Origin of the sequence: Achromobacter sp. D10 (assembly GCF_035282245.1) — a bacterium.
Classification (GTDB): Bacteria; Pseudomonadota; Gammaproteobacteria; order Burkholderiales; family Burkholderiaceae_B; genus Achromobacter; species Achromobacter insolitus.
Genome location: NZ_JAYJLE010000012.1, coordinates 40,168 through 62,253, shown reverse-complemented (window position 1 = coordinate 62,253; position 22,086 = coordinate 40,168). Strand labels below are relative to the sequence as shown.

The following is a 22,086-nucleotide window of genomic DNA, read 5'->3' as shown; positions in this document are numbered from 1 at the left end:
AAATCTAGAAAGGCAGTTTGGCTTGCGGCGCGAGCTTGTGCAGTTCACGCCGGAAGTCGGCCTGTATGCGTTCCAATGCCTCGGGCGTTTGTGCTTCGAATCGCAGCACGACGACGGGCGTGGTGTTGGACGGGCGCGCCAGGCCGAAACCGTCCGGATACTCCGCGCGCACGCCGTCGATGGTGAGCACGCGGTGGGCGCCGGGAAATTGTCCCCGCTCTTGCAGGGCCTGTACCAGGGTGAAGGGCTGGCCTTCTTCCATTTCCAGCTTCAGCTCGGGCGTGGAGACGTCTTGCGGCAGCGCTTCCAGGGCGGCGCAGGGGTCGTCGAAGCGCGACACGATCTCCAGCAGGCGGGCACCGGTATAGAGGCCATCATCGAAGCCGTACCAGCGTTCCTTGAAGAATATGTGGCCGCTCATTTCGCCCGCCAGCGGCGCGCCGGTCTCGGCAAGCTTGGCCTTGACCAGGGAATGCCCCGTTTTCCACATTAGCGGAACGCCGCCGGCCGCCTCGATGGAAAGGCCCACGTGGCGGCTGCACTTCACATCGTAGATGATGGTGGCGCCCGGATTGCGATCCAGCACATCGCGGGCGAACAGCACCAGTTGGCGGTCTGGCCAGACGATCTGCCCCGATTTGGTGACCACGCCGAGGCGATCGCCGTCGCCGTCGAACGCCAGCCCCAGTTCGCAGTCGGTCTCGGCCACGCACTTGATCAGGTCCTGCAGGTTCTTGGGTTCGGCAGGGTCGGGATGGTGGTTGGGGAAGGTGCCGTCCACTTCGCAGAAGAGCTCGGTGACTTCGCAACCCAGGGCGCGGAACAGGGCGGGGGCAACCGCGCCCGCGACGCCGTTGCCGCAGTCGATGGCGATCTTCATGGGCCGCGCCAGCTTGATGCCCGAGGCCACGCGCGCGATGTAGGCGGCCACCAGGTCCAGTTGGCGGCGCACGCCGGGTCCCGCCGCCGGGGCGCTGGCCGCGCCATTCATGCTCGCCGCGAGCGCCTGCACGTCTTCGCCGTAGAGCGCGCGGCCGCCCATCATCATCTTGAAGCCGTTGTACTTCGGCGGGTTGTGGCTGCCCGTGATGGCGACGCCCGAGCCCGTCTGCATGACGTTGGCGGCGAAATAGACCAGGGGGGTGGGCACCATTCCGATGTCCAGGGTGTCCACGCCGCCCTCCAGCATGCCCTCCTGCAGCGCCACCGACAGCATTTCGCTGCTCAGGCGGCCGTCGCGCCCGACGACCAGCGTCTGCACGCCTTGTTCGCGTGCGCGGGCCGCCAGCGCCGAGCCCAGGGCACGGGCAAAACGGGCGTCGATCAGGTCGGGCACGGTGCCGCGGATGTCATAGGCCTTGAACACCGAGCCCGGAAATTGCGTGTTGTTGCCCACGGCGATTCCTTGAGAGGGTTGCGGGCGCATTCTGGGGGTTCTGGTAAACCCGCATATCAAAAGGCGCCTGGCAAAGGATTAAACCGGAATTATCCCCCATTGGCGCTGCGCCTTGATCCGGCAGACGGTGTAGGGCATTTTCGGGCTCGCGCCTTGGCACGCATGCGCCCTGATCTGGTGCGCAGGCAGGGGCGCGCGCCTTGTTTCGGTGCGGCGCGAGCCGGCGTTTGCAGGCCTTGCGCTGGGTGTTGCGCATGGCATAAAACTTGCTCGTCCTCCGAAGGTGATACGCTTGCTATGCAAGCAGAAAGACCGGGAGGGGCCATGGGCGCCAAAGTTTCTACAGTCATGTCATCCAGGGGCGCCTCAAACCGGCGAGGCCCGCCCACGGACCATGCCGGGCCGGCCGCGGGCCGCGAACGCCGGCTGGATATCCATGTAGTCGTTTCCGAATCGGGCGGGCTGGTGACAGGCCGTGCCTGGGAGCGCTGCGTATGGCGCGATGCTCGCGTCCTGATTGCCGAATGCCCGGCCCCCCAGTTGCCGGTTTCCGTGGAAAGCGCATTGCGCACCGTGGCTGCCGACGTGGCGCGGGACCGCGGCTGGCAGGGCATGGGTACCGTTGCCTTCGCGCTGGACGACCGCAGCGGCGTGTTTCGCGTGATCAGCGCGCAGGCGCAGGCCCATTCGGGTGCGGCGGTGGACGACTGCGAACCCGTTGCGGCCCATGCGCTGGAAGTGCGCATCGACGGCTGCGTGGACCGCCGTCTGCCCTGCACACGGCTGCTGGTCTGCGGCGCGACCCGGGGCGAGGTCCTGCGCCGCGCCTATCGCGCCTTGTCGGAAATGCCCGGGCCCGCCGGCGTCGACCGCGCCTTTCTCATGAACCGCATCGCCTCGCGGGCCTATTGCTCGGGCCTGACGGGCACGCGGCTGGATCAGGCTGTCGGTTGACCCCGGTTTGCCGGCGGACTCCGACAGTCCGCCGCGCTGCGGCCAAGGCGGGCTTTCAGCCCCTACAATAGACCGCACATCCCAAGCCTGGGCGCGTCCAGGCCTTACTTGTGCGGCGCATATGACCTTGCTGAGCGATCTACAGTCCCTTCTGGGCGCTTCCCACGTGCTGACGGGCACGGATGCCGATACTTATGTGCTGGATTGGCGTCGCCGCTATCGAGGGGCCGCGCTGGCCGTGATCCGTCCAGGCTCCACCGAGAAAGTGGCGGCGGCAGTGAAACTGTGCGCCCGGCACGGCGTGCCGGTGGTGCCGCAGGGCGGCAATACCGGCCTTTGCGGCGGCGCCACGCCCGACCTGTCCGGCACTGCGGTGATCCTGTCCACCACACGGCTGACGGCCGTGCGCGCCCTGGATACCGACAACGACACGATTACCGTGGAAGCGGGCTGCGTGCTGCAGGCGGTGCAGGAGGCCGCGGCCGCCGCCGGCAGGCTGTTCCCGCTGAGTCTGGCTGCCGAAGGCAGCTGCACCATCGGCGGCAACCTCGCGACCAACGCGGGCGGCACGCAGGTGCTGCGCTATGGCAACACGCGCGACCTGACGCTGGGCCTGGAGGTCGTGACCGCCGAAGGCGAGATCTGGAACGGCCTGCGCGGCTTGCGCAAGGACAACACCGGCTACGATCTGCGCGACTTGTACATCGGCAGCGAAGGCACGCTGGGCATTATTACCGCCGCCACATTGAAGCTGTTTCCCAGGCCGGTGGCTTCGTGCACGGCATTGCTGACGCTGGACGGCATCGACCAGGCCGTCGAACTGCTGTCGCGCGCCCGTGCTGGCTTTGGCGCCGCGCTGACCGGATTCGAACTCATGAGCGGCGCATGCCTGCAGGCGGTGGTGCGTCTGTTTCCGCAGCAGCGGCTGCCCTTTGATGGGGACTCCGCCGCGTCTCCATGGTTTGCCCTTTTGGAACTGTCCGACAGCGAAAGCGAGGCCCACGCGCGCGAACGTTTCGAAACCGTGCTTGGCGAGGCCATCGAAAGTGGACTGGTCAACGACGCGGCCATCGCCGCGAATGTGGCGCAAAGCAAGGCGCTCTGGCATCTGCGCGAAAGCATCCCGCTGGCCGAGGCGGAACTGGGCAAGTCCGTCAAGCATGACGTGTCCATCCCGATCTCCGCGATCGCCGGTTTTGTGCACAAGACGAACGCCTTGCTGCAGGCGCGTTTTCCAGGCGTGCGCCATGTGATCTTCGGCCATCTTGGCGACGGCAACCTGCACTACAACGTGGCCCATGCGCCGGGGCAGACCGAGGCCGAACTGCTGGCGCTGCAAGGCGACATCTACGGCGTAGTGCACGACAGCGTGCATGCGCATCAGGGCTCGATCAGCGCGGAGCACGGCGTGGGCCAGCTCAAGCTCGACGAATTGCCTCGCTACAAGAGCGCGGTAGAACTGGATCTGATGCGGCGGATCAAGCGCGCGCTGGACCCGCAAGGGCTGATGAATCCGGGCAAGGTGCTGCGCACCTGACCGCGCACAGGGAACGCAACCATGGCAACCAGTCCCGCGGCAGGCGCGAATTACCGGGTGTTGGTCGTCGAGGACGACCCCGTCATCGCCGGCAACCTGTATACCTTCCTGGAAGCGCGCGGCTTCCTGCCGGATGCCGCCTATTCCGGTCCGGCCGCGTTGGCGCGCCTGAAAGAGCAGCGCTTCGACGCGCTTATCCTGGACATCGGCCTGCCGGGCATGGACGGCAATGCGGTGCTGCACACGCTGCGCAACGACATGCGGGCGGACGTGCCCGTGCTGATGCTGACCGCCCGCGACAGCCTCGAAGACAAGCTGGCGGGTTTCTCGCATGGCGCGGATGACTACTTGACCAAGCCCTTCGCGTTGCTGGAGGTCGAGGCGCGCCTGATCGCGCTGATCCAACGCGCCAAGGGTGCGACCGTGGATTCGGTTCGGGCCTTTGGCCCGTTGTCATTCGACACCCGCAACCGCGAGGTGTCCGTCAACGGCAACCCTGTGCACCTCACGCGCAAGGCGGGCCTCATCATCGAGGCGCTATTGCGCGAGCCCGGAAGGGTGGTGTCGCGTGAAGAGCTGGAGTCCACGCTGTGGGGCAACGAACCACCTTCTTCGGATGCGTTGCGCAGCCAGGTTCATCTGTTGCGCCGCGCGCTGGCCGATGCGGGGTTTGATGGCATCGAGACCATACATGGGACAGGCTGGCGCCTGACGATGGAAGGCGGAGCGTCAAGATGACGGGCGTCTCGTCGGCGGCGGCCGGAGGCACCCTGACCCAGCGGGTGGTGTGGGCGCTGACCGGCACCGTCGCGCTTTTCGTGACGGCGCTGGCTCTGCTGGCCTATCTGACCTTCGACCAGATGGAAGACGATCTGGTCAATGACATTCTGAATACCGAAATGGACCGGCTGGTGCAGCATGCGCGCGTCAGCGACGGCTTCCTGCCGCGCGACGGCGTCCGCGAACTGGGCGGTTCCATGCGAGCCTGGTTCAGCGTGGACGGCAAGCCGCCCATAGGCATGCCCCAGGAGATCGCCGCCCTCGAAAGCGGCCTGCACCTGGTCGAACCCGGCGCGTACACCTGGCATGTCATGGTGGCCGACACGGGCCGCAGCAAGGTGTATCTGGTGTACGACGCCACTGAGAACGAGGGCCGGGTGCATGATTTTGGCCTGATCGTGCTGGGCGTGGGCGCCATTTGCGTGGTTGGAGCCTATGCGCTGTCGCGGCGCGTGGCCGCCATCGCCGTCGGCCCGTTGCTGGACCTGACCGACCGGCTGGCCACCTGGGCGCCCGGATCCCCGGACATGGCGGTGACGCGCGACGATGAGGCGGGCCGCCTCATCGAGGCCTTCAACCGCGTGCAGAACCAGGTGGATCGGTCTATCACGCGCGAACGCGAATTCGCCGGCAACCTCAGCCATGAGGTGCGCACGCCCTTGGCGGCGATCCGCTCGGATAGCGAGCTGATGTTGCTGACGCAGGACCTCACTCCAGACCAGCGCCAGCGTCTGGCGCGCGTGGTGGACAACGTGGACGACGTGATCGTCTCGCTGGAGAGCGCGCGTTCCATGGCACGGGACGAACTGCGGCCCGCAGAGCCCGTCAATCTTGCCGAATGCATGGACAACGCCTGGCGCGGGTACGAAGCCCAGGCCGGGCTGGCCGGGCTCGGCTTCGAAAACCGGATTGCCGCGGGCCAGGTCCGCACCCTGGACCGCTACGCCTTGTTGACCGTATTGCGCAATCTGGTCCGCAACGCGGTGGAGCACGCTGCGCCGGCGACGCTGACGGCCAGCATGGCGGCCGACGGCGGGCTGGAACTCCGCGACGACGGCAAGGGCATCGCCGCCGACGACCTGCCGTTCCTGTTTCGCCGCTATTACAGCGGCCGCATGCGGGATTCGGGGGCGGGCAGTCCCGACGAAACGCCGCGCGGCCTGGGCCTGGCGATCGCCAAGCGCGTTTGCGACATGCAGGGGTGGTCGCTGTCGGTCGACTCGTCGCGCGAGGGCACGCAGCGCGGCACCTGCTTCACATTGCATTTCGGTGCCGACGAAGGCAAGACAGAGGCGATTGAAGGCCGCGGTCAGGCCGAAATTTGACGAAATTTCGACTGCGGGCGGCCTAAGCTTTTCGTTTGCCCGACGGTCTCCTGTCATCTTTCATGCCGCCTCTATCGCCGCCCGCGATGCGCAAGCCAACGCCGGCCTCGTACCTGCTCAGCCACGTCGTTGCAGTCACGCTCGCGCTGGCCTGTCTGGCCTGGTGGGCCAATGCTTCCGGGCTGGACCTGCGCATCGCGCGGTCGTTGTTCGATCCGGCGCTGGATGATTTTCCCCTGCACCTGAACCGCTGGCTGGACCTCGTCGGCCACCGCATGGTGCTGGCCTTGCCGATCGGGGTGGCGCTGGCCGCCGTGGGCGTGGTCGCGGCAAGCTACCGTATCCCCGCCTGGCGGCCGTGGCGAGGGCCGGCGCTGGCGGTGGCGGCGACCTGTCTGGCCGGACAATTGCTGGTGAACCAGCTGAAGCACTACACAACCTTGCCGCGTCCCTATGACCTGGATTCGTTGGGCGGGTACACGCCTTATCCGCAACATTGGTGGACCTGGGTGAGGTCGGAAGCCGGCGGAGCCTTGCCCAGCGGCCATGCCGGGGCGGGCTATTCCATGCTGACCCTGTATTTCGCGGGATGGGCGTTGGGGCGGCCGGCCTGGCGCTGGTGGGGCCTGGCCGTGGGTGTCGCGGCGGGCGTCGGCTTTTCCATCGTGCGTATCCTGCAAGGCGCCCATTTCCTGAGCCAGACGCTCTGGTCCGCCGCCTTGCTGTGGTTCCTGGCTGCCGTCTTTTTTTACCCCATGATCGTGGCGGGTACCGGCGCCGCCAGGTCTGAGCGCGAAGCGCGGGACCTTTGAGACGCAAACCTGGCAAGACGGTTGAAGCGCTGGCGCGCGGTTCATCGGACACGCCTTATCGGGGCCGGATCGCGTCGTCCGCCCAAAGTACAATGGGCGTCGATGCTCGGCCTCCGGGCCCTGCTCAACCGCTTTCGGACCTTTCTTGATGAACGCTCCCGCCGATACCCCCGCTTTGCCGCGGCGTCGTCCCCGGAACCTGGCCCAAGGGCTGGTCGAGAACATCACGGAACGTATCCGCAATGGCGATATCCGGCCTGGCGACAAGTTGCCGACGGAATCCGAGATCATGCGCCAGTTCGGCGTCAGCCGGACCGTAGTGCGCGAGGCGCTGTCCCGGTTGCAGGCGTCCGGCCTGGTCGAGACGCATCATGGCGTGGGCACGTATGCGCTGGAACCCAGCGGCAGCGGCGATTTTCGCGTGGACCCCGCCGATATCGCCACGGTGCGCGATGTGCTGGTGTTGCTGGAACTGCGCATCTGCCTGGAAAGCGAGGCGGCCGGCTTGGCCGCTGCCCGTCGCAGCCAGGCGCAGCTGCATGAGATGCGGCGCGCCTTGGACGCCTTCAAGAGCGCTTTGGACGGCGGCGGCGACACGGTCACGCCGGATTTCCAGTTTCACCTCCTGATCGCGCAAGCCACGAGCAACCGTTATTTCGCGGATCTCATGTCGCACCTGGGGTCGGCCATCATTCCGCGCACCCGGATCAATTCAGCGAAGTTCGCGCACGAAGACCGCGCTTCCTATCTGGCGCGCGTGAACCTGGAGCACGAGGATATCTACGGCGCCATCCAGCGGCAGGATGCGGAGGCCGCGCGCGCGGCCATGCGCACGCACCTGAGCAACAGCCGCGAACGCCTGCGGCGCGCCCAATAGGGCGCGGCCGGTCGTTCGCCCCAAACCGCGTTAACCTTTGCGCGTTTTCAAATTTCGAACCACGAGGCGGCATGGCTCTGCTCGGCATACACGACGGCATTTTTTCTTCTGAGCGGGCGTCGCGGCGCCACGGGGCGGTTACATGCGCCAACTGACTTTACGGTTCATCCTCGCCGTCCTGGCCCTGCTGACGCTGTCACGCCTGGGTCTGGCCTTCTGGATGTGGGACCGCGTCGAGGCCGCGGGCGGGCTGGCGCCGTTGCTGCTAGGCGGTCTGCGCATCGACATCTGCCTGATGGCGATGGTGATCGCGCTGCCGGCGGTGCTGTCCCCCTGGTTCGGACACCGGCCGTTGGCGGCCCGCATCACTGCCTGGTGGTTCCGTGTCTGGTGGATGCTCTATGTGCTGCTGGAAGTCTCCACGCCGCAGTTCATCGCGGAGTACGACACGCGGCCCAACCGGCTCTATTTCATCTACCTGCTCAATCCCAAGGAAGTCGGGTCGATGCTGTGGCAGGGCTACAAGGGCGTGCTGCTGGCCGCCTTCGTGGTGCTGGTGCTGGCTGCCTGGCTGGCGATCCGGCTGTTTCCCACGCGAGTGCGAGATCCGTTCATGTCGTGGTGGAAGCGGCCGGTGGCTTCGTTCCTGATCCTGGCGCTGGTGTTCCTGGGCGCGCGCGGCACGCTGGAGCATCGTCCGATCAATCCGGCCAAGGTGGCATACAGTTCAGACGCCATGGTCAATGCGCTGGCATTGAATTCGTTGTACAGCGTGTTCGACGCTGCCTATCGCATGCGCGATGAGCGCTCGTCGGCCGCCATGTATCCCAAGATGCCGGTGGATGAAATGAATGCCATCGTGCGCGAGAAGGCGGGCCTGACGGGCGCGCCGCTGGATCCGCGCTATCCCAGCCTGCATGAGCAGAAGGCGACGGTGCGCAAGGACAAGCCGCTGAACCTGGTGATCATCCTGCAGGAAAGCCTGGGCGCGCAGTACGTGGGCAGTCTGGGCGGACGTGATCTGACACCCAACATCGACCGGCTGGGCAAGGAAGGCTGGATGTTTCACCGCGCCTATGCGACGGGCACGCGGTCGGTGCGGGGCATCGAGGCCGTTACCGCGGGTTTCCTGCCCAGCGTGGCTGACGCGGTGGTGAAGCTGCCGCGTTCGCAGACCGGGTTTTTCACGCTGGCGCAGGTGCTGGGCAAACATGGCTACCATTCGCGCTTCGTATATGGCGGCGAATCGCATTTCGACAATATGCGGGCCTTTTTCCTGGGCAACGGCTTCGATGAGATCGTCGACCGTCCGAAGTTCGTGAACCCCGTATTCGAGGGGTCATGGGGAGCCTCGGACGAAGACATGTTCAACCAGGTGGACCGGCTGCTGCGCGCCGATGGCGATAAGCCGGTGTTCACGCTGGCGTTCTCGGTGTCCAATCATTCACCGTGGGAGTATCCGGAAGGGCGCATCCAGCCTCAGGGGGATCCGGCCACCGTGGACAACACGGTGCGCTATGCGGACTGGGCACTGGGCCAGTTTTTCGACAAGGCGCGCAAGGCTCCGTACTGGGACAACACGGTGTTCCTGGTGATCGCGGATCACGATTCGCGCGTCTACGGCTCCATTCCCGTTCCGGTGCGGCATTTCCAGATTCCCGCGCTGATCCTGGGCTCGGGCATCGCGCCGCGGCAGGACGACCGGCTGGTCAGCCAGATCGACATGGCGCCTACCATGCTGTCCTTGATGGGCCTGGACAACGTGAATCCTATGCTCGGCGTGGATCTGACGCAGCGGGATCCGAACCGGGCGATGATGCAGTACGCGGATAATTTCGGCTATCTGCGGGGGGATCAGTTGCTGGTGCTGGAGCCTTCGAAGCCGCCGCGGCAGTTCCGATACGAGGCTGCGCCTGTGGGGCGGGATGAGGTGTATGCGCCGGTGGAGCCTTTGGATCCTCAGCTCTCGGAAGAGGCATTGGCGCATGCTTTGTGGGCCAGTTGGGCTTATCGGGAAGAGCGGTATCGCCTGCCTTGATGGCGGCTGGCCTCTGCGGGATGCCGCTGGTTTTTAAGATGCTTGGGGTGTCGGGAGCCTGGGGCGCGCGGGCGGCCTCATCGAGCATACGTTCTGTCTTGCGGTGGGTGCTGACGCTGCGCGTGATCGTAGGCTTGATTCTGCGCAAGTCGGATTTTTGGTGAAGGTAGGAAACTGGCGCATGACTTTTCCTGAATCGTCTTCCGGGGCTGGCCGCGCCGCTGCCGCCCAATCAAACAAATCCGATGCCCGCGCGTCCGAGCGGCGCCGCGTGTTGCCGTTGCCGCGTGGGCGGTTCGCATGGGTGACGGGGACCGTCAGTACCGTCTGGCTGGCGCTCAACACGGTGTTCTGGTGCCTGCTGCTGTTTCCACTGGCCTTGTTGAAGTTGCTGCTGCCGTTCGCGGCGGTCAGGCGGGGCGTCGATCCCGTGCTCAATGGCATCGCCACGGCCTGGGTGTCCTGCAACGCCGGATGGTTGGCGCGGATCCAGGATATGTCCTGGGATGTGCGGGGCCATGACGGGTTGCGCTACGCCGACTGGTACCTGGTCAACTGCAACCACCAGTCCTGGGTGGACATCTTCGTGCTGCAGCATTCGCTGAACCGGCGTATTCCGCTGCTGAAGTTCTTCCTGAAGCAGCAGTTGATCTATGTGCCCGTGATCGGGCTGGCGTGGTGGGCGCTGGATTTTCCGTTCATGAAGCGCCACGGCAAGGCGGCGTTGCGGCGCAATCCGGATCTGGGGCGGCAGGATCAGGAAGCCGCGCGGCGCGCGTGCGCGAAGTTCTCGTTGGTCCCGACCAGCGTGATGGTATTTGCTGAAGGAACGCGTTTCAGTGCGGCCAAGCGCGATGCGCAGGGATCGCCGTATCGGCATCTGCTCAAGCCCAAGGCGGGCGGACTGGCGGTGGCGCTGAACGCGATGGGCAAGCGTTTTCGCTCGATGATAGACGTGACGATCGTCTATCCGGGGGGCGCTCCCAGCTTTTGGGACCTGGCTTGCGGCCGTGCGGGCCAGGTGCTGGTGCGTATGCGGCAGTTGCCGGTGCCGCCGGAGTTCTGTGACGCCGACTACACCGGTGACAAGACTTTCCGCTCGACCTTCCATCATTGGCTGGGCCAGCAATGGCAGGCCAAGGACGAAGAGATCGAGGCGTTGATGGCGCCCGCAAGAGCGGGCGCCGGCGCGGACTAGGCGCGGATCAGGCGCGGGCCGGCAGTACCTGGCCCGAGCTTTCGCCAAAGCCGATGCGCGGATAGCCGGCCTTCACGCATTCGGCGCGCATGATGATCTGATCGCCGTCCTGCAGGAAGGTGCGTTTTTCGCCCCAGGGCAGTTCGATCGGATTTTTGCCGCCGTTGGAAAGTTCAAGCAGCGAGCCGGCTTCGGAAGGCTGGGGACCGGACAGGGTGCCGGTGCCCAGCATGTCGCCCGGTTGCAGGTTGCAGCCGTTGACCGTGTGGTGCGTGATCAGTTGCGCCACGTTCCAGTAGGCGTCGCGGAAGTTGCTGCGCGACAGGAAGGCGGGCGGTTGCTTGTCGGCACGCGATTTCTCGGTGGTCAGCAGGACTTCCATCTGCACGTCGAAGGCGCCCTTGGCGCGGTTGGCGTCGGACGCCAGGTAGGGCATGGGCTGCGGTTCGGACGGGCCGCGGTTCCATTGCGTGCGGAACGGCTCGAGCGCTTCCATGGTGACGATCCAGGGCGAGATCGTGGAGGCGAAGTTCTTGGACAGGAAGGGACCCAGGGGCTGGTATTCCCAGCCCTGGATGTCGCGCGCCGACCAATCGTTCAGGATGCACAGGCCGAAAACATGGGATTCGGCGTCAGCCAGGCTGATGCGATCGCCTTGGGCATTGCCCGTGCCGACGAAGATGCCCAGTTCCAGTTCGTAGTCCAGGCGGGCGCAAGGACCGAATTGGGGCGTTTCGCCTTCGTTGGCGGGGCGGGTCTGGCCGACGGGACGGGGGAACTTCTGATCCACGCCGATGCTCGAGGCTCGGCCGTGGTAGCCGATGGGCACCCACTTGTAGTTCGGCAGCAGGGGGTTGTCGGGACGGAACTGCTTGCCCACGGCGGTGGCGTGGTGCACAGAGATGTAGAAGTCGGTGTAGTCGCCGATGCGGGCGGGGGTGGTGTACTCGGCGTCGGCCTGGCTGATCAGCAGCGGCTCGACGGTACCGCGCAGGGCCGCGCCTTCGCGCAGTGCGCGGGACAGGGCGAGGCGCAGGGCGCTCCAGTGCGCCTGACCCAAGGCCATCAGGGCGTTCAGGCTGTCCGTGGCGCAAGCGGCTAGCGCTTCGGCAGCCAGGCCTTCGAAGGGCTGCTTGGCAGCCAGCGCGGCGAGGTCCAGGATCTGGTCGCCGATGGCCACGCCGGGGCGAAACGATTCGTTTGTGCCCTTGCGGCGGAACGCGGCGTAGGGCAGGTTCTGCACCGGGAAATCCGACTCGCCGGTGTTGGCGCTGGCGATCCAGCTCTTGAGCGACGGGTCGTGGGTTTCATTGATGGTGGTGGTCATGGCTGCGTGTCTCTTTCAGTGTGGTTATGCGGTGGCCGGGCGTCAGGCGCCGGAAAATCCAAATGCCAAACGGCGATGAGCTTGCGCTCATCGCCGTGGGCGCGGAAAGCAGAGGTTCTGCGTATCACGCCTTGCTGGGGTCGAAATGCTTGGCTATGCCCTGCCAGCACCGGTAGTAGTCGCCCTGCAATTCTACCGAGGCCAAGGCCTGTTCCGTCGGGCGGATGACGCGCCGCGTCTCGAACATGAACGCCATGGTGTCGCGGATGTAGTGAGCAGTGCTGGTGTCGGCGTGAGAGGCCTTTTCGAAGGTCTCGGCGTCGGGCCCGTGGCCGCTCATGCAATTGTGCAGGCTGGCGCCGCCAGGGGCGAAGCCGTCGGCCTTGGCGTCGTAGACGCCCTGGATCAGCCCCATGAATTCACTGGCGATGTTGCGGTGGAACCAGGGCGGACGGAAGGTGTTTTCCATGGCCAGGATGCGCGGCGGGAAGATCGCGAAGTCCATGTTGGCCGTTCCCGGGGTGTCCGACGGCGCGGTCAGCACGGTGAAGATCGAGGGGTCCGGATGGTCGTAGCTGATGGAGCCGACGGTATTGAAGTTGCGTAGGTCGTACTTGTACGGCGCGTGCGTGCCGTGCCAGGCCACGACGTTCAGCGGCGAATGGCCGATGGACGCGCGCCAGAAGCCGCCTGTGAACTTGGCGATCAGTTCGAAGTCGCCTTCGATGTCTTCGTACCACGCCACGGGAGTCTTGAAGTCGCGGGCGTTTGCCAGGCAGTTCGAGCCGATGGGGCCCAGCTCGGGCAGGCGCATGGCCGCGCCGAAGTTCTCCAGCATGTAGCCGCGCGCGGTGCCGTCCAGGAGTTCCACGCGGAAACGCACGCCACGCGGGATGACGGCGATTTCCAGCGGTTCCAGGTCGATCAGGCCGAGTTCGGTGGCCAGGCGCAGGCGGCCTTCCTGCGGCACCAGCAACAGCTCGCCGTCCGCGTTGTAGAAAAAGCGTCCCTGCATCGAACGGTTGGCCGCGTACAGGTGGATACCCACGCCGCTTTGTTCGTCAGGGCCGCCGTTGCCGCCCCAGGTCTTCACGCCTTCCAGGAAGTCGGTGGGGGCGGAGGGAATGGGCATCGGGCTCCAGCGCAACTGATTGGGCGTGACGGGCCCATGGCCAAACGTGCTCAGCCAGCCCGTGGCGCCGCCGAAGGCTTCGAAGGGCTTGTGCTGCACGCCCGGACGGATGCGATAGAGCCAGGAGCGGCGGTTTTCATTGCGCGGCGCGGTGAACGCGGTACCGGACAATTGCTCGGCGTACAGGCCGTAAGGGCATTGCTGCGGCGAGTTGCGGCCCACCGGCAACGCGCCGGGCAGGGCCTCGGTGGCGCAATTGTTGCCAAAGCCGGTCTGGTATTGCAGTTCCATGGAATCCTCCTGAGCGGCGGCGCGGTGCTTGGCCGCGCGGCCTGATGCGGGTGGTCGGTCCGGAAGGCTTCCGGTGACCGATATGCCATTGTCGGAAAAAATCCCCGCTGCGGCTACGGGAATGCAAAAATAGAGACTATAAATTTTGTGAATAGTAGGGGGGCGCATGGCGGAACTGCGCAATGTCGATCTGAATCTGCTGCTGCTCTTCCAGCATCTGCTGGAGGATCGCAACCTGTCGGCCGTGGCGCGGCGGATGGACCTGTCGCAACCCGCTGTCAGCAATGCGCTGCGGCGGCTGCGGGAGGCATTCGGCGACGACCTGTTCGTACGCACGGCGCAGGGCATGCTGCCCACACCGCGCGCGCAGCGCCTGGCGGGCCCTGTCAGCGAGGCGCTGACAATGCTGTCGCAGGCGCTGAAAGACCAGGACGTCTTCGACGCCGCCACCAGCACGCGCCGCTTCCGCGTGGCGATGACCGACGTGGGCGAAATCCACTTCATGCCGCGGCTGATGGAAGTCTGCGTGCAGGTGGCGCCATTGGTGCGTATCGATTCCGTGCGCGTGCAGGGGCCGGACCTGCCGCGGGAAATGGAGACGGGGCGCGTGGACCTGGCGATCGGGGCATTCGATGAAATGGGGGCGGGGACGCTGCAGCGCATGCTGTTCCGCCAGGGCTACGCAACCTTGTTCCGGCAGGCTCATCCGACGGCCCATGCCGGTATGGGCCTCAAGGCCTTCCGAGCCGAGCGCCACTTGATCGTCTCGCGCGCGGCGCCCTATGGGCAGGTCAATCAGTCCATGGAGCGCGCGGGCGTCGACCTGGCCGAGCACTTCAGCGTGCCGCACTTTTCGGCCGTGCCGTATATCGTCAGCGCTACCGATTTGCTGGCCACGGTGCCCGAGAAACTCGCCGCCAGCGCCGCGCCGCCATTCGGCCTGCGCTACATGACGCCGCCGATAAGGGTACCGGCGCTGCAGACCAATATGTACTGGCAGCGCCGGGTGGATCGGGACAGCGGCAACCAGTGGCTGCGGACGCTGATCGTGAACACCTTTGCGGTGGGAGCCTGACTGGCGTTTACGGCGCCACGGAAGCGCGTGCCTGGCTCAGGGCCTCGCGCAGCACGTCCATGTCGCCCAGGTGGTTGGCCAGCAGCAGGATCAGTGCCGCGTTGAGTTCCTGGCTTTGCTCGTTGGTGAGATCGCGATGGGTCTCGATCAGCGCTTCGTAGAAGTCGTCCGGCGAGCTCAGGTTGGTTTCGGTAATCAGCATGATGGAGTGATCTCGAAGTTCAGGCGCGGCCCGTGGCGCGGCCGACGGCGGCAGTGACGGCAGCGGCGTCGAAGGTGCGCCAGCGGCCGCAGACGTGCTGGTCGGGGCGGATCAGGTAGGCGGTGCCGGCTTGCGCGTCGTAGCGCTTGCCCAGGCAACCCTCGCGGTCGGTGACCGCAGCCAGCTCCTTCGGCAGCGCCGACAGGTCGCACAGCGGGCTGGCCACCAGCACGGCCTTGACCGGCACGGGCGCCAGGCGCAGCGCCTGCAGGGCGAGCAGCGTGTCGCGCTCGGGCAGGGTATCGCCGCAGAACAGGGCCAGCACGAATTCGCCATTCAGCTGCGCCAGCCACCAGTCCTGCACGCCTTGCGTATCCACAGGCGCGTCCAGCGCCACCGCGCCCGGCACCATGCGGCCAGTGAAGGCGTCGGTGTCCGGCGTGTTCAACGGGGAACCTGCGTAGGTCGCGGGCAGCGACAGGCGGCCGCTGTTGACCAGCGAGCGCGCGAAGGGATGAGTCTTCGCGAGGTTCAGCACCGCATTGCGGAAGCTGCGGCTGATGTCGCTCTTGGGCGTGATGAAATCGGTGGCGCGCGAAGAGTTGAGGATGTTCTCGTCGGCGGCAAATTCGCGTTCGGCGCTGTAGCTGTCGATCAGCGCTTCGGGTGCCTGGCCGGCCAGCACCAGCTTCAATTTCCACGCCAGATTCTCGGCGTCCTGCACGCCGCTGTTGGCGCCGCGGGCGCCGAACGGCGACACGCGATGCGCGGAGTCGCCCGCGAAGACCACGCGGCCATGGCGGAACTTGTCCATGCGTTCGCACGCAAAGGTATAGACGCTGACCCATTCCAGCTCGAAGCGCGCGTCGGGGCCCAGCAGGGCGCGGATGCGCGGCAGCACGTTTTCGGGCTTGACGGCTTCGACGGGGTCGGCGTTCCAGCCCAGCTGGAAGTCAATGCGCCAGACGTTGTCCGGCTGGCGGTGCAGCAGCACCGACTGGTTGGGATGGAATGGCGGGTCGAACCAGAACCAGCGTTCGGTCGGAAAGTCCGCCTGCATCTTGACGTCGGCGATCAGGAAGCGGTCGCGGAAAATGCGGCCATGGCTTTCCTGGCCGATCAGCTTGCGTACCGGCGAGCGCGCGCCGTCGCAGGCGACGAGCCAGTCGGCATGCAGGGCGTACGCGCCGTCGGGCGTTTCCACGTTCAAGACCACGCCGTCATCGCGCTGCTCCACGCCGACGACCTTGTTCTTCCAGCGCAGATCGATGTTGGGTTCCTGGCGCGCCTGCTCGTACAGATAGCCTTCGGCGTAATACTGCTGCAGGTTGATGAAGGCGGGGCGGCGATGGCCGGGCTCGGGCAGAAGGTCGAAACGCCAGACTTCCTGTTCGCGGAAGAAAACCTTGCCCACGTTCCACGAGACGCCCTTGTCTATCATGCGTTGGCCCACGCCCAGACGGTCCCAGATTTCCAGCGTGCGCTTGGAAAAACAGATGGCGCGGGAGCCCGTGGACAGGCGGAAATCGTCGTCCAGCACCACCACGCGCACGCCCTGGCGGGCGAGATCCAGCGCGGTGGTCAGGCCCACCGGGCCCGCTCCCACAACCACTACCTGATGGCGCGCAAGCTCGCTGGCGGCCTGGTCCGCGTGCTTTTCATAGGCGAACTCCATCGCCTGAAAGTCGATGTCTCCCACGGTTGTCTCCTGTGTGGGTCATATTGTTTTTATGTCACGTCACCGCGCGCTGCCTTGCGGCGCGCGATTCCGGTTCCTGCTGGCTAGGGCCGCGTGGCGCGGCCCCATTTGGAATCAGCCTTCCAGCTGCGCCCACATTTCCAGGTCGCGCTTATCGGTCCAGATGCGCGGGTGGGTATGGCCGGTGGCCTCGTCATAGGCGCGCGACACGTCGAACGGCATGCAGTGATCGAAGATCACCCAGTCGCTGTAACGCGGCTTCATGAAGTCGTAGACCTCGCGGTAGATGGTCTTCAGGTCCTTGCCTTCGGCCACGCCGCGGTTCACTGCGCCGTACAGGTCCGTCAGGAAGGCGCGCGTGCCAGCCAGGCCCTGGCGGACTTCGGTGGCGTTTTTCAGCGCCGGGCCACGACCCGGGACCATCTTTTCGGCTTCAAAGCCGGACAGCGCGTCCAGCGTGGTGGGCCAATCGCGGAAATAGGCGTCGCCGCAATAGGGGGTGGACTGGTATTCGACCAGGTCGCCGGCGAACAGGATTTTCTGCTCGGGCAGCCAGGCAATGGTGTCGCCCTTGGTGTGGCCGCGGCCGACTTGCAGCAGCTTGACTTCCAGGTTGCCCAGGTTGACCGTCATTTCGCCCTTGAACGTCATCGTCGGCCAGACCAGGCCCGGCGGGATCGATTCGGCGTTGCGGAACAGGCGGGGGAAGCGGCCGATTTCGCTGGCCTTGTCCTGTTCGCCGCGCTCGGCGATCAGGTCATAGGTGTCGCGGCTGGCCAGGATTTCCTGGGCGTTGTAGGCGGACGCGCCGAACACGCGCACGGCGTGATAGTGCGACAGCAGGATGTACTTGATGGGCTTGTCCGTGACTTCGCGGATGCGGCGGATCACGTCTTGCGCCATGACCGGGGTGGCCTGGGTGTCGACCACCATGACGGCCTCGTCGCCGATGATCACGCCCGTGTTGGGGTCGCCTTCGGCCGTGTAGGCATAGGCGTTGTCGGACAGTTTTTCAAACGAGACGACCTTGTCGTCCAGATCGGCGTGCGAGGCGAATTGCTTGCTCATGGAGGCTCCTTCCACTTTTATAGGAATAGGGTGTGTGGAAGGAATATAGCCCGACGTTAGTGTTTGTGCAATACGTTTGCTATAAACAAATGGCCTTGTTTTTACAGGGATTTCCCGCGGATTTTCGGGGGCGTTACGGTCAGTTTCTTTGGCATTTCGGACAGTAATAGGTGGCGCGCTGTCCCTGGACGATGCGGCGTATCGGGGTGGCGCAGACCCGGCACGGCAGGCCTTCGCGTTCGTAGACGGCGGCGTGGATCTCGAAGTAGGCGCCCGGCTCGCCGGTGGCGCCAACATAGTCGCGCAGCGTGCTGCCGCCCGAGGTCAGGGCGTCGGCCAGGGTGGCGCGCACCATGTCGGCCAGGCGCTCGCAGCGGGCGGGCGATAGCTTGTTGGCTGGCGTCTTGGGATTGATTCGGGCGCGGAACAGGCTTTCCGACGCATAGATATTGCCCACGCCCACCACCGCCATGCCAGCCAGCAGCACCTGCTTGACGGCAGCGCCATGATTCTTGAAGTGGCGATGCAGCCATGCGCCGTCAAAGCGCGGGTCGAAGGGCTCGATGCCCAGCTTGGCCAGCAAGGGATGGGCGTCTATGGGGCCGTCGCCAGCGGGATGCCAAAGCACTGCCCCGAAACGCCGCGGGTCATGCAGGCGCAGCACGGCCTCGTCGAATATCCATTCGACGTGATCATGTTTGCGCAGGAATTCACCGGGCGCGACGCTGCGCAGCGACCCCGACATGCCCAGATGCACTATCTGGGTGCCGTGTTCGAACCGCAGCAGCAGATACTTGCCCCGGCGGGCGCACTCCAGCACGGCGCGGCCGGCGATCGTGGCCGGCAGATCCGGCGGGATCGGCCAGCGCATGCGGGATTCATGGACGACCAGCCGCGTCAGCGTCCGGCCGGTGATGACGGCGTCGATTCCCCGACGCGTGGTTTCGACTTCAGGCAGTTCCGGCATGAGCCAGTGTAAGATCATTAATTGCGTGTACGAAGATTGTGCCATCAACCGGACGGGCCGCGTGAAGTCGTCTTTCAAACCTATAAACATCGGGATCGCCGCGCTAGCGCTTGCGCTGGCAGCAATACTGACCCCGCCGGCCCAGGCCGCCGACAGCCGGACGCGCGATGCGACCGGGCCCAGGATGGCGCCCCAGAGCCGCCAACCTGAAACCGAAGTCATACGGCTGCGCCCCGGGCAGTTGCCCTATGTCTCGCTGACCGCCGATATCTTTTATCGCGTGCTTGCGTCGGAGATCGCCGCGCAGCGCGGCATGTACGGCTCGGCGGCGACCACCATGCTGGGCCTGGCGCGGGATACCGGTGATCCACGCCTGGCCCGTCGCGCCCTGGAGTTCCAGTTGGCCGGCGGCAATCTCCCCGGCGCCTTGGACGCCGCGCGGGTCTGGGCGCGCCTGTCTCCCAACGACGTCGAGGCCAGTTCCACCGAGCTCGCGCTGGCTGCGGCCAACGGTCAGACCAAGGGGCTGTCCCAGGCCCTGCGCAACCGTATCGATTCCTCGCGCGACAAGCCGGCGGCCATTGGCCAGGCTTTGGCTGTGCTGAGCCGGCTGAATGACCGGCGTCTGGCCCTGCGCATCCTCGACGAATCCTTCAGCGACAGCGTGCGCAAATTGCCTGCCGCACACCTGGCGTTGGCGGACGTGGCGTCCGCCGCAGGCGACTACCCCCGCGCCGCGCAGGAGTCGCGCGCTGCCCTGGCGGCGGAGCCCAAGTCGGAAGCCGCTGCCCTGCGCGTACTCGAATATGGCTACAAGGTAGATCCGCAGCGCGCGCAGACCGAGGCGCGCGCCTACATCGCCCGCAATCCCAACGCCCGCAAGGTGCGCCTGATGCTGGCCGGCCAGTTGGCCGACAGCGGCGACTACAACGGCGCGCTGGCTGAACTGCAAGCGATGTCGCGCCGTTCGCCGGAAGATTTCGACCTGCTGTTCATGCAGGCGCAACTGGCCTATAAGGCCGGGCAGCTGCCGCAGGCCAAGACGTTGTTGCAGCAATACCTGGACGTGCAGCAGCAGCGGCAGCGCGCCACCGTGCCGGGCGCCACTGACGCCGGCGCGGCTGCGGCCGACGCCCACGTGCTGCTGGCCCGCATCGCGGAAGACCAGGGCCATTACGACGACGCCATCGCCGAATTGGGCCGCATCGACGATCCGACGCTGCGTTACTCGGTGCGCATGCGCCAGGCCGCCTTGCGCGCCAAGAGCGGCCGCGTGGACGACGCGCTGGCCTTGATCGACGCCGCAGGTCCCCAGGACGAAGAAGAACGCACGCTGGGCGTCTTGACCAAGGCGCAGATCCTGCGCGACGCGGATCGCGTGGCGCAGGCAGTGTCCGTGCTGGAGGCCGCCGATCAGGCGCTGCCTGATACGGTCGAGATCAAATACGAGCTGGCCATGCTGTATGAACGCCAGAACCGCCTGGCGGACCTGGAGCGCATGCTGCGCCAGGTCATCGCGCTGGATCCGGATCATGCGCATGCCTATAACGCGCTGGGCTACACGCTGGCCGACCATAACCAGCGCCTGCCCGAGGCCCTGGACCTGATCACGCAGGCGCTCGAACTGGCTCCCAACGATCCATTCATCCTGGACAGCATGGGCTGGGTCAAATACCGCATGGGCGATTCCGCTGCGGCCGCCGATTATCTGCGGCGTGCCTACAGCGTGCGTCCGGAAGCCGATATCGCGGCCCACCTTGCCGAAGTCCTCTGGACCCAGGGCAAGCGCGACCAGGCCATCGAGCTGTTGCGCGCCGCACTGACGAAAGACCCCAAGAACAAGACCGTCCAAGACGTGGCCAAGCGCCTGGGGATCAACCTGTGACGGCAGTTGTTCGACGCATGCAGGGCGCCGCAGCTGCGCTGCGCTGGTTTCTGATGGCGGCGCTGGCGGCTACGCTGGCTGCCTGCACCACGCCCAAACCCATTGAAGGCGCCAGCGCGGACGCGTTTTCGCGCATCGGCCGCTTCGCCATCACCGTCAACGAGGAAAGCGGCAAGCAGAACGCTGTGCAGGGCGGCTTCTCGTGGTCGGACGATGGCCGCCACTATGTGCTGGACCTGACGAATCCGCTGGGCTCGACCGAGGCGCGCGTTGAAGGGCGTCCCGGCGCGGCCAGCCTGACCAAGGCCGACGGCACGCGCCTGGTCGCGGACAATCCCGACGCCCTGGCCGCGGAAGCGCTGGGCAGCAGCATGCCGGTGTCCGGCCTGCGCGATTGGTTGCGCGGCAAGCTGGCTGCCACGCCCGAGGCGACCGAGGTGTCGCGCGATGAGCTGGGCCGCCCGGCGTCATTCGAGCAGGGCGGCTGGCGTGCTCGGCTTTCGCGCTATGACACGTTGGGCCCTCAATTGCTCGTGCTCGAGCGTCTGGAGCCGGGCCGTCGCATCATGCTGCGGCTGGTCGTCAATCAGCCCTGAACGACGGGCCCCGCCGTGACTCTGTACGACGTACCTGCTCCCGCCAAGCTGAACCTGTTCCTGCATGTCGTGGGGCGGCGCGCCGACGGCTACCACCTGCTGCAGACTGTCTTCCGCTTCATCGATCTCTGCGACACGCTGCATTTCGACCTGCGCTCGGACGGCGTCATCAGCCGTGCGACGGAGCTGGCGGGCGTGCCGGAGGACCAGGACCTGACCTTGCGGGCCGCGCATGCGCTGCAGCGGGCCACGGGCGTGAGGCAAGGCGTGCAGATCGGGCTGGAAAAACGCATTCCTCAGGGGGGCGGCCTGGGAGGCGGCTCCAGCGACGCAGCCTCGGTGCTGATCGCGCTCAACAAGCTGTGGGGGACGGGACTGTCGCGGCGCGAGCTGATGGCGCTTGCATTGCCGCTGGGCGCCGATGTGCCGGTGTTCGTCTTCGGGCAGTCGGCGTTTGCGCAGGGCGTGGGCGAGGACCTGAGCGCGGTGACGCTGCCGGAACGCGCTTATCTGGTGGCGCAGCCGGACGCCAGCGTGCCCACGCCAAAAATATTTTCCGCGCCCGATTTGACAAGGGATTCTTCTTACATCACAATAGCGGACTTTCTTGCTTCGCCTACTTTCTGCTTCGGCAGAAATGATTTGGAGCCGGTGGTCTTCCGCCTTTACCCTGAAGTGCTTGGGGCATCGCGGTGGCTTGCTGAACAGGGAATCCTTCGTGGAACCCCAGTTCGCATGTCGGGATCGGGTGCGTGTTTATTCGCCGAATTTTCCGAACTTTCCGAAGCCGTTTTGGCAGAAGCAGAAATATCCGCTATAATGCGCGGCGCTGATAAAACATTCAGCCAAACGCATCCACGGTTTCGGTTAGTGCAGGCATGTGCCGGATTAGCTGAACATCCGTTGCGGAATTGGATTGCAAGATAG

General features: G+C 65.7%; 19 protein-coding genes. 12 read left to right on the top strand and 7 right to left on the bottom strand.

Annotated features, from left to right (window positions below; translation table 11 throughout):
* Positions 1-4: 4 nt before the first annotated feature.
* On the bottom strand, positions 5-1,426 hold the full coding sequence (locus VCS63_RS24340; RefSeq protein ID WP_323881222.1) for a phosphomannomutase/phosphoglucomutase: 1,422 nt from the start codon (positions 1,424-1,426) through the stop codon (positions 5-7).
* 294 nt (positions 1,427-1,720) lie between these two features.
* Between VCS63_RS24340 and VCS63_RS24335 the strand changes: the two genes are divergently transcribed.
* From VCS63_RS24335 to VCS63_RS24300, 8 genes are all read left to right on the top strand, one after another.
* The gene (locus VCS63_RS24335) at positions 1,721-2,350 is read left to right on the top strand and encodes a BPTD_3102 family carboxylase-like protein (protein ID WP_042795152.1); all 630 of its coding nucleotides are present in this window, start codon (positions 1,721-1,723) and stop codon (positions 2,348-2,350) included.
* A 121-nt stretch (positions 2,351-2,471) separates the two neighbouring features.
* Complete coding sequence (locus VCS63_RS24330) at positions 2,472-3,887, top strand: FAD-binding oxidoreductase (RefSeq protein WP_323881220.1); 1,416 nt, start codon at positions 2,472-2,474, stop codon at positions 3,885-3,887.
* 21 nt (positions 3,888-3,908) lie between these two features.
* Entirely contained in the window at positions 3,909-4,625 is a 717-nt protein-coding gene (locus tag VCS63_RS24325) for a response regulator transcription factor (protein ID WP_042795150.1), read from the top strand.
* The gene (locus VCS63_RS24320; protein WP_308022576.1) at positions 4,622-5,992 is read left to right on the top strand and encodes a HAMP domain-containing sensor histidine kinase; all 1,371 of its coding nucleotides are present in this window, start codon (positions 4,622-4,624) and stop codon (positions 5,990-5,992) included. The genes VCS63_RS24325 and VCS63_RS24320 overlap by 4 nt, the downstream gene beginning before the upstream one ends.
* 86 nt (positions 5,993-6,078) lie before the next feature.
* Entirely contained in the window at positions 6,079-6,804 is a 726-nt protein-coding gene (locus VCS63_RS24315) for a phosphatase PAP2 family protein (RefSeq protein ID WP_233461715.1), read from the top strand.
* Between the two features lie 148 nt (positions 6,805-6,952).
* Positions 6,953-7,681, top strand: a complete 729-nt coding sequence (locus VCS63_RS24310) for a FadR/GntR family transcriptional regulator (RefSeq protein ID WP_042795148.1) — start codon at positions 6,953-6,955, stop codon at positions 7,679-7,681.
* Positions 7,682-7,823: 142 nt separating this feature from the next.
* Positions 7,824-9,719 (top strand): LTA synthase family protein, encoded by a 1,896-nt coding sequence (locus tag VCS63_RS24305; protein WP_323881217.1) that lies wholly within the window; start codon positions 7,824-7,826, stop codon positions 9,717-9,719.
* A 280-nt stretch (positions 9,720-9,999) separates the two neighbouring features.
* On the top strand, positions 10,000-10,917 hold the full coding sequence (locus VCS63_RS24300) for an acyltransferase (RefSeq protein WP_323881308.1): 918 nt from the start codon (positions 10,000-10,002) through the stop codon (positions 10,915-10,917).
* A 7-nt stretch (positions 10,918-10,924) separates the two neighbouring features.
* Here VCS63_RS24300 and fahA read toward each other — a convergent pair whose 3' ends face one another.
* Together fahA and hmgA are read right to left on the bottom strand one after the other, a co-directional pair.
* The gene (fahA, locus tag VCS63_RS24295; RefSeq protein ID WP_323881215.1) at positions 10,925-12,244 is read right to left on the bottom strand and encodes a fumarylacetoacetase; all 1,320 of its coding nucleotides are present in this window, start codon (positions 12,242-12,244) and stop codon (positions 10,925-10,927) included.
* 124 nt (positions 12,245-12,368) lie between these two features.
* Positions 12,369-13,667 (bottom strand): homogentisate 1,2-dioxygenase, encoded by a 1,299-nt coding sequence (gene hmgA, locus VCS63_RS24290; protein ID WP_063642830.1) that lies wholly within the window; start codon positions 13,665-13,667, stop codon positions 12,369-12,371.
* A gap of 166 nt (positions 13,668-13,833) precedes the next feature.
* Between hmgA and VCS63_RS24285 the strand changes: the two genes are divergently transcribed.
* Positions 13,834-14,742 (top strand): LysR family transcriptional regulator, encoded by a 909-nt coding sequence (locus VCS63_RS24285; protein WP_063642829.1) that lies wholly within the window; start codon positions 13,834-13,836, stop codon positions 14,740-14,742.
* A 7-nt stretch (positions 14,743-14,749) separates the two neighbouring features.
* On the opposite strand, the gene VCS63_RS24280 is transcribed toward VCS63_RS24285, so the two are convergent.
* The 4 genes from VCS63_RS24280 to mutM form a co-directional block, all read right to left on the bottom strand.
* Positions 14,750-14,944, bottom strand: coding sequence for a DUF2783 domain-containing protein (locus tag VCS63_RS24280; protein ID WP_042795145.1), 195 nt, complete (start codon positions 14,942-14,944; stop codon positions 14,750-14,752).
* 19 nt (positions 14,945-14,963) lie between these two features.
* On the bottom strand, positions 14,964-16,643 hold the full coding sequence (locus tag VCS63_RS24275; RefSeq protein WP_149063739.1) for an FAD-dependent oxidoreductase: 1,680 nt from the start codon (positions 16,641-16,643) through the stop codon (positions 14,964-14,966).
* A gap of 114 nt (positions 16,644-16,757) precedes the next feature.
* The gene (locus VCS63_RS24270; RefSeq protein WP_042795143.1) at positions 16,758-17,711 is read right to left on the bottom strand and encodes an MBL fold metallo-hydrolase; all 954 of its coding nucleotides are present in this window, start codon (positions 17,709-17,711) and stop codon (positions 16,758-16,760) included.
* A 139-nt stretch (positions 17,712-17,850) separates the two neighbouring features.
* Positions 17,851-18,678 carry a bifunctional DNA-formamidopyrimidine glycosylase/DNA-(apurinic or apyrimidinic site) lyase gene (gene mutM / locus VCS63_RS24265; RefSeq protein ID WP_042795142.1) on the bottom strand — a complete coding sequence of 276 codons (828 nt, stop codon included), beginning with the start codon at positions 18,676-18,678 and terminating at the stop codon, positions 17,851-17,853.
* Between mutM and VCS63_RS24260 the strand changes: the two genes are divergently transcribed.
* The 3 genes from VCS63_RS24260 to ispE are packed head-to-tail and all read left to right on the top strand — an operon-like array spanning position 18,677 to position 22,086.
* Entirely contained in the window at positions 18,677-20,563 is a 1,887-nt protein-coding gene (locus VCS63_RS24260; protein ID WP_042795140.1) for a tetratricopeptide repeat protein, read from the top strand. The two genes, mutM and VCS63_RS24260, sit on opposite strands and share 2 nt — an antisense overlap.
* A 17-nt stretch (positions 20,564-20,580) precedes the next feature.
* On the top strand, positions 20,581-21,159 hold the full coding sequence (gene lolB / locus VCS63_RS24255) for a lipoprotein insertase outer membrane protein LolB (protein ID WP_323881307.1): 579 nt from the start codon (positions 20,581-20,583) through the stop codon (positions 21,157-21,159).
* Positions 21,160-21,174: 15 nt separating this feature from the next.
* Entirely contained in the window at positions 21,175-22,086 is a 912-nt protein-coding gene (ispE, locus tag VCS63_RS24250) for a 4-(cytidine 5'-diphospho)-2-C-methyl-D-erythritol kinase (RefSeq protein WP_042795138.1), read from the top strand.

Coding starts and splice junctions, on each gene's coding strand:
- VCS63_RS24340 (WP_323881222.1), bottom strand. CDS start 1,426: ATGCGCCCGCAACCCTCTCAAGGAATCGCCGTGGGCAACAACACGCAA.
- VCS63_RS24335 (WP_042795152.1), top strand. CDS start 1,721: ATGGGCGCCAAAGTTTCTACAGTCATGTCATCCAGGGGCGCCTCAAAC.
- VCS63_RS24330 (WP_323881220.1), top strand. CDS start 2,472: ATGACCTTGCTGAGCGATCTACAGTCCCTTCTGGGCGCTTCCCACGTG.
- VCS63_RS24325 (WP_042795150.1), top strand. CDS start 3,909: ATGGCAACCAGTCCCGCGGCAGGCGCGAATTACCGGGTGTTGGTCGTC.
- VCS63_RS24320 (WP_308022576.1), top strand. CDS start 4,622: ATGACGGGCGTCTCGTCGGCGGCGGCCGGAGGCACCCTGACCCAGCGG.
- VCS63_RS24315 (WP_233461715.1), top strand. CDS start 6,079: ATGCGCAAGCCAACGCCGGCCTCGTACCTGCTCAGCCACGTCGTTGCA.
- VCS63_RS24310 (WP_042795148.1), top strand. CDS start 6,953: ATGAACGCTCCCGCCGATACCCCCGCTTTGCCGCGGCGTCGTCCCCGG.
- VCS63_RS24305 (WP_323881217.1), top strand. CDS start 7,824: ATGCGCCAACTGACTTTACGGTTCATCCTCGCCGTCCTGGCCCTGCTG.
- fahA (WP_323881215.1), bottom strand. CDS start 12,244: ATGACCACCACCATCAATGAAACCCACGACCCGTCGCTCAAGAGCTGG.
- hmgA (WP_063642830.1), bottom strand. CDS start 13,667: ATGGAACTGCAATACCAGACCGGCTTTGGCAACAATTGCGCCACCGAG.
- VCS63_RS24285 (WP_063642829.1), top strand. CDS start 13,834: ATGGCGGAACTGCGCAATGTCGATCTGAATCTGCTGCTGCTCTTCCAG.
- VCS63_RS24280 (WP_042795145.1), bottom strand. CDS start 14,944: ATGCTGATTACCGAAACCAACCTGAGCTCGCCGGACGACTTCTACGAA.
- VCS63_RS24270 (WP_042795143.1), bottom strand. CDS start 17,711: ATGAGCAAGCAATTCGCCTCGCACGCCGATCTGGACGACAAGGTCGTC.
- VCS63_RS24260 (WP_042795140.1), top strand. CDS start 18,677: ATGAGCCAGTGTAAGATCATTAATTGCGTGTACGAAGATTGTGCCATC.
- mutM (WP_042795142.1), bottom strand. CDS start 18,678: ATGCCGGAACTGCCTGAAGTCGAAACCACGCGTCGGGGAATCGACGCC.
- lolB (WP_323881307.1), top strand. CDS start 20,581: ATGCAGGGCGCCGCAGCTGCGCTGCGCTGGTTTCTGATGGCGGCGCTG.